Below are 13236 nucleotides of genomic sequence, written 5' to 3'. Positions count from 1 at the left end.
ACGTCGATCGCTTATTGACTCCGCATGGACTTTCGGTCAATGTTTCGTCACCGGGTTCACACCCGGACCGGCCCAGTCCGGTACGTGCCCCGCATTCGCCCGAAGGGACACCGATGCGCCGTCCCGGTTCGACCTTCTCCATCCGGCGCCCGGCGCCCCCGGTCTCCGGCGCCGGCCGGAACCACCGCGGCTTATCCGGAAACATCCCGGTCCTGTGCGACCGCCCACGCCCAACTGACGGCACCCTCACGTCGGCACCCCACCGGGCAGCCGCGGCGAGGGTGCCGCTTTCACTCCCGGAGCGAAGATCATGAGTCTCACCCGATTAATGCAGCGCGGCTGGTCCGGCCTCGCCCTCCTCGCCACCGCGTTGGCGGCCGCCGCCGCCTTCACCACCCCCGCGTTCGCCGCGCCCGCCGAGGGCGCGGTTCTCTACGCCGGAGAGTCCACCGCCATCAGCGGCTCCTACATCGTCGTGTTCAAGGACACCGTCGCCGCCAACGGCGTCGGAGCCGGCGCGCAGGCCCTCGTCGGCGAGCACGGCGGCGAGGTCACCGCGACCTATCGCAACGCCCTGCGCGGTTTCGCCGCGACCATGTCGGCCGAGGCCGCCGCGCGTGTGGCCGCCGAACCTCAGGTCGACTACGTGCAGGCCGACCGCACGGTCTCGCTCGCAGGTACGCAGTCGCCGGTGCCCTCCTGGGGCCTCGACCGCATCGACCAGCGGGCCCTGCCGCTGAACAACTCCTACACGTACCCCAACACCGCCTCGGGTGTTAAGGCCTACATCATCGACACCGGAATCCGCTTCACGCACACCGACTTCGGCGGGCGCGCGGTCTCCGGTCGCGACACGGTCGACAACGACAACGACGCCACCGACTGCAACGGCCACGGCACGCACGTCGCCGGCACCACCGGCGGCACCGCGCACGGCGTCGCCAAGGGCGTCACGCTCGTCGGCGTCCGCGTCCTCGACTGCGCCGGCAGCGGCTCCTACGCCGGCGTCGTCGCCGGCATCGACTGGGTCACCGGCGACCACGCCCCCGGGGCGCCCGCCGTGGCCAACATGAGCCTCGGCGGCGGCTTCGACCAGGCCACCAACGACGCCGTGACCGCCTCCATCGCCGACGGCGTCAGCTACGCCGTCGCGGCGGGCAACGACTACAGCGCCAACGCCTGCAACAGCTCGCCGGCGAGCACGCCCAATGCGATCACGGTGGGCTCGACCGACAGCAACGACGCCAAGTCGGACTTCTCCAACATCGGCACCTGCCTGGACATCTTCGCGCCCGGTCGCGGAATCACCTCGTCCTGGTACACCTCCGACACGGCGACCAACACCATCAGCGGGACCTCGATGGCGACACCGCACGTCGCCGGCGCCGCGGCGCTCGTGCTGTCGGCCAACCCCTCGTACACACCCCAGCAGGTCCGCGACAAGCTCGTCAACGACGCCACCAACGGCGTCGTGACCGGTCCCGGCACCGGCTCGCCGAACAAGCTGCTCTACGTCGGCAACATCCAGCCCCCGACGCAGGACTTCTCGATCGCCGTCTCACCCGGCTCCGGCACGGTCAACCCGGGCCAGTCGGCCACGGCGACCGTGTCGACGCAGACGACGGTCGGCGCGGCGCAGACGGTCAACCTGACGGCGAGCGGCCTGCCCGCCGGCGCGACGGCGGGCTTCAGCCCCGCGCAGGTCACCTCCGGCGCCTCGTCGGCGCTGACCATCGCCACGGGCGGGTCGACGCCGCCGGGCACCTACTCGGTGACCATCACCGGCACCGGGACGGTGACGACACAGTCGACGTCGTTCACGCTGACGGTCAACGGCCCGCCCGGCTGCTCGCAGACCAACTCCACCGATGTCGCGATCCCCGACAACGCCACGGTGAACAGCTCGGTCACGATTTCGGGCTGCACGGGCAATGGGAGCGCGAGCTCCACGGTGGCGGTCAACATCCTGCACACCTACATCGGCGACCTCGTCGTGAGCCTCATCGCCCCCGACGGCTCGGCCTACGTCCTGCACAACAGGGCCGGCGGCAGCGCCGACAACATCAACCAGACCTACACCGTCAACCTCTCCGGTGAGACGACCAACGGCACCTGGAAACTCCAGGTCCAAGACGCCGCGGCGTCCGACACCGGCACCATCGACACCTGGACGCTCAACCTGGTCGGCGGTGGGTCGGGCACGTGCAACGGCACCAACGGCACCGATGTCGCCGTTCCGGACAACAGCACGGTGACCAGCTCGATCACCATCGCCGGCTGCGGCCGCGCGCCTTCGGCGACCTCGACGGTGGCGGTCAACATCCTGCACACCTACATCGGCGACCTCGTCGTGAGCCTCATCGCCCCCGACGGCTCGGCCTACGTCCTGCACAACAGGGCCGGCGGCAGCGCCGACAACATCAACCAGACCTACACCGTCAACGTCTCCGGTGAGACGGCCAACGGCACCTGGAAGCTCCAGGTGCAAGACGCGGCCTCGGCCGACACCGGGACGATCAACACCTGGACGCTGACGCTCTAGACCGCCGAGACACGAAAACGGCCCCTCACCGGATCACTCCGGTGAGGGGCCGTCGCACGGGTAGGCGATCCTCGCGGATCGCGGCCCCGGAAGCTCAGATGACGCGAACGCCTTCGGCCTGCGGGCCCTTCGGGCCCTGCGCGATCTCGAACTCGACCCGCTGGTCCTCAGTGAGGCTGCGGAAGCCGGCCGACTCGATCGCGGAGAAGTGGACGAACACGTCGGGCGCGCCGCCGTCCACCGCGATGAAGCCGAAGCCCTTGTCGTCGTTGAACCACTTAACGGTTCCCTGTGCCATGTAGATCTCCCAATGTGAGGGTTGAACGCGGCCCGCAGGGCGCGGACCACCGGTCGGTTGCCGCAAGCGAAGGCACCGAACCGTCTCTCGGGAGAGAAACAGCACTGCGCGCTCACGAAACCCGTGAACGCGCCTGATGAGCACTAACACAGAAACTTCGACCGACAAGCACAACCATGCCTTGCCCTCGGACATTCCGTCCCGGAGTCCAGGACACTATGACCTGCGTCACTTTCTGGCCTCGCTTTCGGGCCCCTCCGGCCGGCGGGCCCAGCGGCCCGCCGGCCGCTTTCGCCAGGGCGCCGGAGCCGACCGCAGCGAGGCCGCGGCAAGCGCCAGAAAGCCGATGGCCAGCCAGAACTGGGCGCCGAAGTCGCTCGCCCGGATGTGCGTGTAGACGGCGCAGACGAAGAACAGGACGAGACCGCTCGCGGCGGCGGTGCCCATCCACGGCACCCACAGTCCGGCCAGCAGTCCGGCGGCCCCGGCGGTCTTCAGCGTGCCGATGGGGAAAGTGAGCCACGTCTCGGGCACGTCCGCCTTCGCCATGCCCGGCAGGATCGCCTTCCAGTGCAGGAGCGCCGCGATCCCGGAGAAGGCGTTGGCGGCGGCCGTGAGGGTGACGGCCACGCGGACAGTGTGCACAGGGCCTCCTTTCAGAGTCGGGCGGCCGGAGGCTTCGCGCTCGGCCCCGCCAGGGAGGCGAGGCCGAAGGCGAGGGCTCCCAGGACGGTGCGCACGACGTGCGCGGTCTGCCAGCGGTCACGGACGGCCGCCCAGTCGGCGGGCGGGGACAGGGGGTCCCAGCCGAGCTGATCGGTGTTGATGGGCACGTTGACGACGAGGGTCAGGACGAAGATCGCCAGCAGTGCCGCCAGTGCGCCCGCCGTGAGCCGGGACCGCCCGCTCCCGGCTCGCAGATCGGCAGCGGTGAGCAGCAGGGCGGCGAGCGCGGCCGGGACGAGCGTCGCGGTGGCCAGGCCGTCGAGGCCGATGAGCTCGACCTGCCTGACCTGTGTGTAGACGGCTCCGCCGAAGCGGCGCAGGCTCTGTTCGAGGACGAGGACGGTGAGCAGGAAGCCCGCGAAGAGGCCCGTTCCGGTCAGCAGGACAAGGCGGGCGGCGGGGACGAACCGCCTCATGCGGCGTCGTCGGCGGTGAAGCGGTCGGCGTGTTCGGCCGCCCACTGCGCGAAGGTGCGGGCGGGACGTCCGGTGACCTTCTCGACGGCGCCGGTGACGGTGCGGCCGGCCTCCGGGGTGTCGCCGTACATCGCCAGGAGCCGGTCGACGATCCGGTCGTTGCTCATGCCGGGGACGTCGGCGAGGACCTTGCAGATGAGCAGGTCGGGAGGTGAGGCGGTCCACTGCTCGCGGGCCTGTTCGGGGGTGAGTTCGGCGAAGGCGAGGTCGCGGCCGGTCGCCTCGGCGAGGATGCGGATCTTGTCGCGCGGGGTGAGCACCTCCGGGCCGGTGATGGCGTAGGCGCGGCCGGCATGGCCGTCCTCGGTCAGTGCCGCGGCGGCGACGGCGGCGATGTCGGACTCGTGCACGGGCGCGCTGCGGCGGTCGCCGAAGGGTTCGCGGACGGCGCCTTCGGCGCGCAGTCGCGGACCCCAGTCGGCGAGCGTGTTGGACATGAACTCGATGGGCCGCAGGTGGGTCCAGTCGAGTCCGCTCTCACGGAGCGCGGGTTCGAGGGTGCTCTCGGTCCAGCCGCCGAGGACGGTGGCCCGGCGCACCCCGGCGGCGCTTGCGAGTTCGGCGATCTGAGGCCCGTTGCGGAGGGGCCGGTAGCCGGCCTCGAAGTTGATGAGGTGGACGGCCGTCACGCCGTCGAAGGCGGCCTTGAGCGTGCCGATGTCGGCGAGGTCGCCCTGGACGGTCTCGACCTGCGAGGGCAGTCCGGCGTCGCCGGGATTGCGGGTGAGCGCCCGGACGGGGTGGCCGGCTCGGAGCAGGTGGCCGACGAGGTGGCGGCCGACGGTGCCGGTGGCACCGGTGACGAGGAGCATGGTGAACCCTTCATGTCATATGAATTCCGTACTATCACTGTCTCATACAACAAGACCCACCGATAATATGAGTTACGTAACACTGACGAGGCCGCAGCGCTGGCCTCCGGCGGTCGCGGCGGCCCTCGACGCACACCTGCGCGGCGCGGTCGGTGAGCCCAGGTCAGGAGCCGTCGACGTGGGCGAGGATCGCGGCGTTCACGCGCTCCGGATACCCGAATTGCAGACCGTGCCCGGCATCCGGGATCACCTCGATCCGCGCGTCGGGAAGTACCCGGCGGATCCGCGCGACGGCCTCGGCGGGCCGCAACAGCGTGGAGCGCCCGCCGATGACGATCTGCGTCGGAGCCCTGATCGCGCCCAGATCCTCGTCGGCGCACCTGCGGCCCTTCGAGCGTCGCGGACCGAAGCCGACGGCCGCCTGGAGGATCGGCCGCGACACCGTCCAGTCGATCATCAGGGCGGCGTTGGCGAGGCGACGCGCCGGCCACGGGAGCCTCCTCGACCTCGTGAGCAGCCGCGCGAAGCCCACCATGCCGCTGAGGGCGAAGGCGGCGCGCGGCACCACGATGCCGACCGGTTCGAGTGCGGTCAGCGAAGCGACACGTTCGGGTGCCCGTGAGGCCTGGTTGAGGGCCAGCCAGGCACCGCTGGCGTGGCCGACGAAGTGGACCCGGTGGAGACCGAGGCCGTCGAGGACCTCACCGAGCCAGCGGGCGTGGTCGGCGGGACCGGCGAGCGGTTCGCGCTGGACGCTACGGCCGGGATCGTCGATCACGTCGACGGCGAAGACCGGATGTTCGGCGGCCAGCGCCTCCACCTGCTGGCACCACAGCGAAGCGTTGCCACCGTCCCCGTGCAATAAGACGATGGGCCGGCCCGACGTCGGGCCGCGGTCGAGACTCGAGACCGCACCCGCCCGCCCGCCACCGGATCGGTGGACGCGATTTCGGCGGAACCGCCGATCCCCGAAGACCCCGCGCCGCTCTTACAGTGGCGGCAGGCGATGTGTGTTCGGGGGGATCACGGATGCTGCGGATCAATTTCACCGGCGAGGACATCGCCCGCACCAGGATCGCGGCCGCGCCCGATCCGCTGTGGGAGCTCGTGTGCGCGGTGCACATGCTGCGCGGTCAGCGTGGTGACCTGCTCTTCGCCGAGTGGCGCCGGTCGGCCCTCGCGGGTTTACGCCGGCCGGGCACCACGCCAGGGCTGCGGCTGTTCTCGGTGCTGACGCCCACCTTCGGGTACTTCCCCGACTTCCTCAACCCCGCCGAGGGCATGCGCGGCATCGACCACGGCTTGGAGGCGGTCCGCTCGACACCCATCCCGCTCCTCGTCCGCGACCTGCGCCGCCTCGCTCCCGACCGCGCCCACCCCGACCTGCCCGCGCTGGCCTCCGGAGACCCCGGCGCCCTGACCCGCCTCACCGATGGCATGCGCCTCTTCCACGACACCGCGATCGCCCCGCACCGGCGCGCCCTGGAGGCGGCCTTCGACCGCGATCGAGCCCGCCGCGCCGCGGCGATGGCCGAGCACGGCGTCGAAGGGCTCCTGGCGAGCCTCGCGCCGACGGCGACCTGGTCGGCGGGGGAACTGCGGGTCCCGAACCATCCGCGCCAGGAGATCGACCTCGGCGGGCGTGGGCTGTTGCTCGTCCCGTCCTACTTCTGCATACGGCATCCCATGACGCTCTTCGACGAGTCCCACCCGCCAGTCCTCATCTACCCGATCGCGCGTTCCGGAGCGCCGTCGCGGGCCTCTCGCGGAAGCCTGCCCGCGCTCATCGGCCAGACCCGCGCGGCGGTGCTCGACACGATCGGCGCCGGGGGCTCGACGACCGAACTCGCCCGGCGCGTCGGGGTCTCGCCCGCCTCCGCCAGCGAACACGCTCGCGTGCTGCGCGACGCCGGCCTGGTCGCCAGCCAACGCGACGGCGGCAAGGTCGTGCACCGGCTCACCCCACTGGGCCGCTCACTGCTGGACTCGAACTAGACGTCGACCGCCCGGTCGCGAAAGGATCTCCGAGAGGGCGCCCCGGCTGCGCCGGAGGGTGTCTATGCGCTCATCGGTGGCCGCCAATTCGCGGTCGAGGATGGCCCGCACGTCGACGCACCAGTCGAAGTCGGGAAGCTCGCCCTGCGCACACGGCAGCACCGCGCGGATGACCTCCGTGCTCAGGCCTGCCTCCAGCAGCGCGCGGACCTGGCGCACGGTGACGACCGCGTCCTCGCCATAGTTGCGGTAGCCGTTCGAGCCCCGCCCGGCCTCCAGCAGCCCCTGCGACTCGTAGTAGCGCAGCAGCCGGGCGCTCACGCCGGTCCGCCGCGCCAACTCCCCGATCAACATGTGACGCGCCCCATCCCCGCTTGACCTTCCAACCGGTGTCAACGAATAACGTCGGCCTGGCGAGCCGGATTCCGGACGACCCCGCCGGTTCGCCGCAGCCCGAGGATATCCGTACCGACATGGAGTCACAGATGAGCTTCTACGTGGTTCAACGCAACGGCGGCACGGCGACCGCGGAGGACCTGGCCCCGCTCGCCTTCACCGGGTACGCCCACTTCACGGCCGCGCAGGTGCGCGGCGGCCTGATCAAGGGCCTCGACCTCCACCTGGAACGGCTCCAGATCGCCTCGCTGGCCATGTTCGGGCGGGCCCTGCCCGACGACCTCGTGCGCTCGCGCCTGCGCACCGCACTGGCCGCGGGACCGTCCGACGTCTCGCTGCTGGCCACGGTGTACTCCTCGACCGGCGAGTTCACCGCCGACGACGGCGCGGCCGAGCTGGACCTGCTCGTCCGCACCGGCGCACCGTCCTCGGGCCCGGCGGGCCCGCTGTCCCTGGCGACCGTCGAGCACGAGCGTTTCCTTCCGGCCGTCAAGCACGTCGGCGAGGTCGCCAAGACCTACGTCATGCGGCAGGCGGTCCGGCAGGGCTTCGACGACGCGGCCTTCCTCGACCGGCGGGGGCGGCTGAGCGAGGCATCGATCTGGAACCTGGCCTTCTGGGACGGCGAGGCCGTGGTGTGGCCCTCGGCGGAGATGCTCGGCGGGACGATGATGGGGACCGTCCGCAGGCAGCTGGAGAGGCTCGGGGCGCCGCAACGCGTGCAGGAGGTCCGGCCGGCGGACCTGCCGGGCCTGTCGGGCGCGGTGGTGATGAACTCGTGGACGCCGGGCATCGCGGTGGACCGCATCGGGGAGGCGGCTCTCCCCGCGGCGCCGTCCTTTGTTGAGTTGCTGCACGCGGCGCACGAGGCCGAGCCGCCGGTGGCGCCCTGACCGGCGATCCGCTCGCATCGTGTGATCCCGGCACTACGCAGAGCACCGGTGCATCTTGTGTTACGGGAATGTTTCAGTACCATGTGGACAATGCTGAGAGTAATCGGCGCGGGACTCCCGCGCACCGGCACGACCACACTCCGGGCGGCGCTCGGCACCCTCCTCGGAGGGCGCTGCTACCACATGACCGAGGTCTTCGACCGCCGCGAGGACATCCCCGAGTGGCAGGCCGTCGTCGACGGCGACATCGCACGGCTCCCGTCGATCCTCGGCGACTTCACCGCCGCCGTCGACTGGCCCTCGGCGGGGTTCTGGCCGGAACTGGCCGACCTGTACCCCGACGCGCTGATCCTGCTGTCGGTCCGCGACAGCGGCGCGGCCTGGTGGAGCAGCATGGACGCCACGATCATGGGGCAGGCATACCGGCTGCCCGAGGTCGAGTTCGCCGGCGACGGCTTCCTGCCGATGGTGAAAGGCGTGTGGCGGCGGGTCTTCGGCGAGCTCTTCGACGACCCGGCGAGCGGCGCCGAAGCCTACGAGCGTTATGTCGCACAGGTGCGTGCGACCGCACCGAAGGCCCGGTTGCTGGAGTGGAACGCCAAACAGGGATGGGGGCCCTTGTGCGAGGCCCTCGGAGTCGCGGTTCCCGACGAGCCGTTCCCGCACCTCAACACACGCGAGGAGTGGTCCCGGCCGGCGGAGGAGAACGCGGTCTGAGCCGGTCCGGCGGCCCCTGCGGGCCGCCGGACCGTCCAGTCAGACGCCGAAGGCCTCGGCGTATTCGATCACGCCGCCGGGGATGGGGGCGCCCTCGTCGAAGACGAGCACCATCATCGCCTCGTCGGGGACTTCCATGGGCGCCTTGATCCCGTGACGCGAGGCCGGCACGAAACCGAACCTCGGGTAGTACTTCGGGTGCCCCAGAACGAGAACGAGGTTCTCGCCGGACGCGCGGGCCACGTCGAGCGAGGCCCGGACGACGGCTGAACCAGCGCCTTCGCCCTGGTGCTCGGGCAGGACCGCGACGGGTCCGAGTGCCAGCGCCGGTGTGCCGCCGACTCGGCAACGGGTCAGCAGCGCGTATCCCGCGGCCTTTCCTGCGGGCGTCTCGGCGAGCAGTGAGAGGCCGTCGATCCAGGCGGTGGGGTCGCCGCGCAGCGCGTCGACGAGGTCGGCTTCGAGCGCGGTCTCGAAGGCCGCGAGGTTGATCGCGCGGACGGCCGCGATGTCGGCGGGCGTCTCGGGTCGTGTGTTCCAGTGGGTCATGGCGGTTTCCGTTCGGTGCGCGTGCGGGACTTGTCCCCGTGCGCGGCGTTCGGCCGGCACGGTGATGGGTGATGTGGAGACAACGTGGAGCCCTGTCGTCGCAGGGACCGCGGCCGAGCCGGGCGTCACCGAAGCCGGATGCGGCTTCCGGTGTGCCGGTTCAGACCGGGGTCCGGGACATGCGGATGGGCCGGGCGCCGCCGGGGGCGGCCGCCGCTGCGGCGGTCATCAACACACCTCCCGGTCTCGTCCCGCACGCGGCCGAGTGCCGGCGTGCGGAAACACCGTAACATCCGGGCGGCGACGCGGACATGGAGCGAAACGGGCGGTTCCCGGTCCCGGCCGGCGACGGTGTCTCCGGTGTCCGGCAGGACCGTTGCGAACTCTCGCCGGCGGCCGATAACCGTGCGCCGCAACGACGTCGTCGACATCGGACTTCCCGGTGCCCCCTGCACCGCCCACACCCGGGCGAGCACTCTCCGAGCACTGTCCATTGCGGACGGTGAAATGCCGTCGTAGGATCATATATAGGGTTACTGCGCCGATATCCCGACGGCCGGTGCGGCCGGAGGGACACGGCACCGGCAAGACGCGCAGCCTCCCCTATGGAGTGGAGGCTGCGTTCTCCCCGGGGCGGCCGCTTCGGACAAGACCGGAGCCCCGCCGGGCGACCTGCGCGCGCGGTCCTCAGCCCTCCTGCTCCTCGGCCATGTGGCGGGCGAGTTCCCGGCGCCCGCTCACGCCGAGCTTGCGGTAGATGCGGCTGAGGTGGGCCTCGACGGTCTTCGTGGTGACGTAGAGGGCGGCGGCGACCTCGCGGTTGCTCAGCCCGCCGACGACGAGTGCGGCGATACGTTCCTCGGTGGGCGTCAGGTCGTGCTCGGTGCCCCGGCGCAGGCCGAGGCGGGCGAGTTCGTCGTCGGCGAGGCGGGTCCAGCGGGCGGCGCCGAGTTCGTCGAAGCCCCGGCGCGCGGCCAGCAACGAGTCGCGGGCGGCGAGTTTGCGCTTGCCCCGTCGCCGCAGGCGCCCTTGGACGAGGAGGGTCCGGGCGCGCAGGAAGGGCATCGGTAGCGCGGGATGCGCCGCGAGGGCGAGTTCGGCGGCGGCCTCGGCCTCGTCGAGTTCGCCGAGCGCGGTGTGCACGACGGCCCGCGAACGGTGCAGGACGGCCTCGATCCAGGGCCTGGGGGCGACGTCGGCGCGGTGAGCGAGCTCGTCGAGGAGTCGCCGGGCGCGGGGCAGGTCGCCGAGTGTCACGACGGCCTCGACGTGGTCGCCGTAGTGGTCGCAGATGCCGAGGTCGCCGAGGTGGACGGAGCGGGCGAGGTCCTCGGCCTCGGTGAGCCGGCGGTCGGCGGCGGCGTGGTCCTCGTCGGACAGGGCGATGAAGCCGAGCACGGCGAGGTGGTGGAGGCTCACCCAGGAGTCGTCGGCGGCGCGGGCGGCGCGCAGTCCTTCACGGGCGTGCTCGGTGGCGGCGGCCAGCTCGCCGAGGCAGGCCTCGGCGTGGGCGAGGACGTAGCCGGCGTAGGGCTGCCAGGGTTTCTGGCCGATCTGGGCGGCGATGTCGACGGCTTCGGCGGCGCCTTCGCGGGCCCGGTGCCAGTTCCCGGTCCAGCAGTCCATTTCGGACAGGTGGACCAGTGACTGCATTGCCGAGGACTCGTCGCCGCTCTCGGCGGCGGTCTCGCGGACGGTGGCTATGTCGGCGCGGGCCGCGGCGGGGTCGAGGTAGCGGGGGAAGACGCGCAGCACGTTGCGCGACATGGACGCCTCCCGCGAGGCGGTCCGGGTGGGGAGGAGCGCTCGGGCCCGGTCGAGGTCGTCGGGCGTATAGCCGAGCCCGGCGTGGAAGGCGTACCAGGCGGCCGAGAGCAGCGCGAGCGCGAGGAGGTCGGGTGGGGCGTCCTCGCGGGGCTCAAGGGCGGCGAGGGCGAGGGCGGCCTGGCGGGCGCGTTCGGCGTGGTCGTTGAGGCTGTACCAGGATTTCCGCAGGTGCGCGACGGCCGTCATGTGCCAGTCGTCGCCGGCCTCGGCGAGGGCCTGGTCGCACAGTGGGACGGCCGGGGTGGGCCCGTCCTGGTAGAACGCGGCGAGGGCGAGGTCGAGGAGCAGCTGGACGCGCTGCCTGCCCGGCGGGGTCGCGGCGAGGGCCGCCTCGTAACGGCCCCGGGCTCCGGCGGCGTCGCCGGCGAAGAACATGCGCTCGGCCGACGCGGCGAGCAGCCGGGGACGTTCGGTCTCGGGCGCGTGCCGGGCGGCGAGGTCGAGCATGTCGGCGGCGGTGGCGGGGGCTCCGCGCGCGAGTGCGCGGCGGGCGGCGTCTTCGAGGGCGGCGGCGATGTCCTCGTCGGGCCCGGTCGCCGCGAGGGCGAGGTGCCAGGCCCGGGCCTCGGCGTCGTCGGCGGTGGCGGCCAGGCGGGCGTGCACGTGGCGGCGACGACCGGGAGGCGCGGTGCCATAGACGGTGGAGGCCAGCAGCGGGTGCGTGAAGCGGATGGCGCCGCCGGCGAGGTCGACGACGCCGGCGTTCTCGGCGTCTTCGAGGGCGGCGAGCGGGTCGGTGTCCCCGATGCCGGCCGCCCGCACGGCGGCGATGTCGGGGTGCGGCATGGAGGCCGCGTAGAGGAGTGCGTCGCGGGTGGGTTCGGACAGGGCCGTGAGACGGTCGCGGACGACCTCGGTCAGCGTGCGCGGGAGCGGCAGGGTCGTGCCGACGGCGGCGGAGCGGTCGATGGCCCGCGCGATCTCCAGCGCGAAGAAGGGGTTGCCGCCCGAGGCGGTGTGCAGCCGGGTGAGCAGCGGGCGGGGCCAGTCGGTGCCGGTGCGAGCGCGCAGCAGCTTGTGGAGACCGTCGGCGGTGAGCCCGTCGAGGCGCAGCAGCCACATCCGGTCGGCGTCGAAGGTCTCGGCGATCCCGAAGGGCGGCGCGTCCTCGGCGTCGGAGCGGACGGAGGTGACGACGGCGACGGGTTCGTCGGCGAGCCTGCGGACGAGGTATTCGAGGACGCTGCGGCTGGGTTCGTCGAGCCACTGGGCGTCGTCGACGGCGAGGACGACCGGCGAGGACTTCGACAGGATCCGCACCGCCCCGAGCACGGCGAGGTAGACCGCGCGCCGGTCGATGACGGAGTCACCGGCGGAGCGGCGCAGTAAGGCGCACTCCAGCGCGTCGCGCTGGGGCTCGGGCAGGCAGGAGAGGGTGTCGGCGGTGACGGTGTGCAGGAGGTCGACCAGGCCGCCGAAGGACAGCCGGATCTCCGACTCCGCGGCCCGGCAGGCGAGAATCCGGTGGCCGCGCTCGCGAGCCCGGGCGAGGCAGTGCTGCCAGACGGTGGTCTTGCCGATCCCGGCGTCGCCGGTGAGGGTCAGCGCCGCCGGGCGCGACTCGGCCGCCGCCAGTGCGGTGTCCACGGTGGACAGCGCGCCGTCGCGGTCGACGACCGCGCCGCCGGCCGGCACCGATCGTGGCTGCATCGCTTCCCCCAAAGACCGGATGGTGCCCGCCGGAGCGGGCACCATCGTCGTGTCGCGCGTGGTGGCTACCTGTTCGGGCCGGTCGGTCCCGCGCCGTCCTCGAGGACCTCGGCGGTGTCGTCGCCCGCGGCGGCCCGCACGGCCTTGTCGCGGATCTTCGTCGGGCCTCCCCCGCCGTTTCCGTCGACCGCGACGAGCGTGGGCCCCCCACCGCCGTTGCCGTCGACGGCGACGAGTCGCGCGTCACCGGCGTCCAGGTGCTCGACCGCTTCGGCGGTGTCGCGGATCTTCGTCGGGCCCCCGCCGCCGTTCCCGTCGACGGGAGTGCGTGCTTCACCGTTGGACATCCTGCTGC

Annotated in this window: 13 protein-coding genes; 4 read left to right on the top strand and 9 right to left on the bottom strand. The window is 72.1% G+C overall.

The features are described 5' to 3' along the window. Positions 1-310: 310 nt before the first annotated feature. On the top strand, positions 311-2542 hold the full coding sequence (locus AB0I28_RS01145) for a S8 family serine peptidase (RefSeq protein ID WP_357488643.1): 2232 nt from the start codon (positions 311-313) through the stop codon (positions 2540-2542). A gap of 94 nt (positions 2543-2636) precedes the next feature. Here the strand turns inward: AB0I28_RS01145 and AB0I28_RS01140 are convergent, their stop codons facing one another. From AB0I28_RS01140 to AB0I28_RS01120, 5 genes are all read right to left on the bottom strand, one after another. Beyond that, the gene (locus AB0I28_RS01140) at positions 2637-2840 is read right to left on the bottom strand and encodes a cold-shock protein (RefSeq protein WP_357488642.1); all 204 of its coding nucleotides are present in this window, start codon (positions 2838-2840) and stop codon (positions 2637-2639) included. 228 nt (positions 2841-3068) lie between these two features. Next, a complete protein-coding gene (locus AB0I28_RS01135) occupies positions 3069-3485 on the bottom strand; it encodes a DoxX family protein (protein WP_357488641.1) in 417 nt (138 codons plus the stop codon). 11 nt (positions 3486-3496) lie between these two features. After that, positions 3497-3982, bottom strand: coding sequence for a DUF1772 domain-containing protein (locus AB0I28_RS01130; RefSeq protein WP_357488640.1), 486 nt, complete (start codon positions 3980-3982; stop codon positions 3497-3499). Next, entirely contained in the window at positions 3979-4854 is an 876-nt protein-coding gene (locus AB0I28_RS01125) for an NAD(P)H-binding protein (RefSeq protein ID WP_357488639.1), read from the bottom strand. The genes AB0I28_RS01130 and AB0I28_RS01125 overlap by 4 nt, the downstream gene beginning before the upstream one ends. Positions 4855-5017: 163 nt before the next feature. Continuing rightward, a complete protein-coding gene (locus tag AB0I28_RS01120) occupies positions 5018-5716 on the bottom strand; it encodes an alpha/beta fold hydrolase (protein ID WP_357488638.1) in 699 nt (232 codons plus the stop codon). Positions 5717-5883: 167 nt separating this feature from the next. On the opposite strand from AB0I28_RS01120, the gene AB0I28_RS01115 reads away from it, so the two are divergent. Then, positions 5884-6849, top strand: a complete 966-nt coding sequence (locus AB0I28_RS01115) for a helix-turn-helix domain-containing protein (RefSeq protein WP_357488637.1) — start codon at positions 5884-5886, stop codon at positions 6847-6849. Here AB0I28_RS01115 and AB0I28_RS01110 read toward each other — a convergent pair. Continuing rightward, positions 6829-7203 carry a MerR family transcriptional regulator gene (locus AB0I28_RS01110; RefSeq protein ID WP_357488636.1) on the bottom strand — a complete coding sequence of 125 codons (375 nt, stop codon included), beginning with the start codon at positions 7201-7203 and terminating at the stop codon, positions 6829-6831. The two genes, AB0I28_RS01115 and AB0I28_RS01110, sit on opposite strands and share 21 nt — an antisense overlap. Before the next feature lie 131 nt (positions 7204-7334). Here AB0I28_RS01110 and AB0I28_RS01105 point away from each other — a divergent pair, with 131 nt between their 5' ends. Together AB0I28_RS01105 and AB0I28_RS01100 are read left to right on the top strand one after the other, a co-directional pair. After that, entirely contained in the window at positions 7335-8138 is an 804-nt protein-coding gene (locus AB0I28_RS01105; protein WP_357488635.1) for an aminotransferase class IV family protein, read from the top strand. Positions 8139-8228: 90 nt separating this feature from the next. Continuing rightward, positions 8229-8855 carry a sulfotransferase family protein gene (locus AB0I28_RS01100; protein WP_357488634.1) on the top strand — a complete coding sequence of 209 codons (627 nt, stop codon included), beginning with the start codon at positions 8229-8231 and terminating at the stop codon, positions 8853-8855. Between the two features lie 39 nt (positions 8856-8894). On the opposite strand, the gene AB0I28_RS01095 is transcribed toward AB0I28_RS01100, so the two are convergent. The 3 genes from AB0I28_RS01095 to AB0I28_RS01085 form a co-directional block, all read right to left on the bottom strand. Beyond that, positions 8895-9404 carry an N-acetyltransferase gene (locus AB0I28_RS01095; protein WP_357488633.1) on the bottom strand — a complete coding sequence of 170 codons (510 nt, stop codon included), beginning with the start codon at positions 9402-9404 and terminating at the stop codon, positions 8895-8897. 687 nt (positions 9405-10091) lie between these two features. Beyond that, positions 10092-12881, bottom strand: a complete 2790-nt coding sequence (locus AB0I28_RS01090; RefSeq protein ID WP_357488632.1) for an AAA family ATPase — start codon at positions 12879-12881, stop codon at positions 10092-10094. Positions 12882-12946: 65 nt separating this feature from the next. Next, positions 12947-13228, bottom strand: coding sequence for a hypothetical protein (locus AB0I28_RS01085; RefSeq protein WP_357488631.1), 282 nt, complete (start codon positions 13226-13228; stop codon positions 12947-12949). Positions 13229-13236: the final 8 nt, after the last annotated feature.

Origin of the sequence: Phytomonospora sp. NPDC050363, from assembly GCF_040655735.1 — a bacterium.
In the GTDB taxonomy this organism is placed as follows: Bacteria; Actinomycetota; Actinomycetes; order Mycobacteriales; family Micromonosporaceae; genus Phytomonospora.
This window is presented reverse-complemented; position numbering and strand designations above follow the sequence as displayed.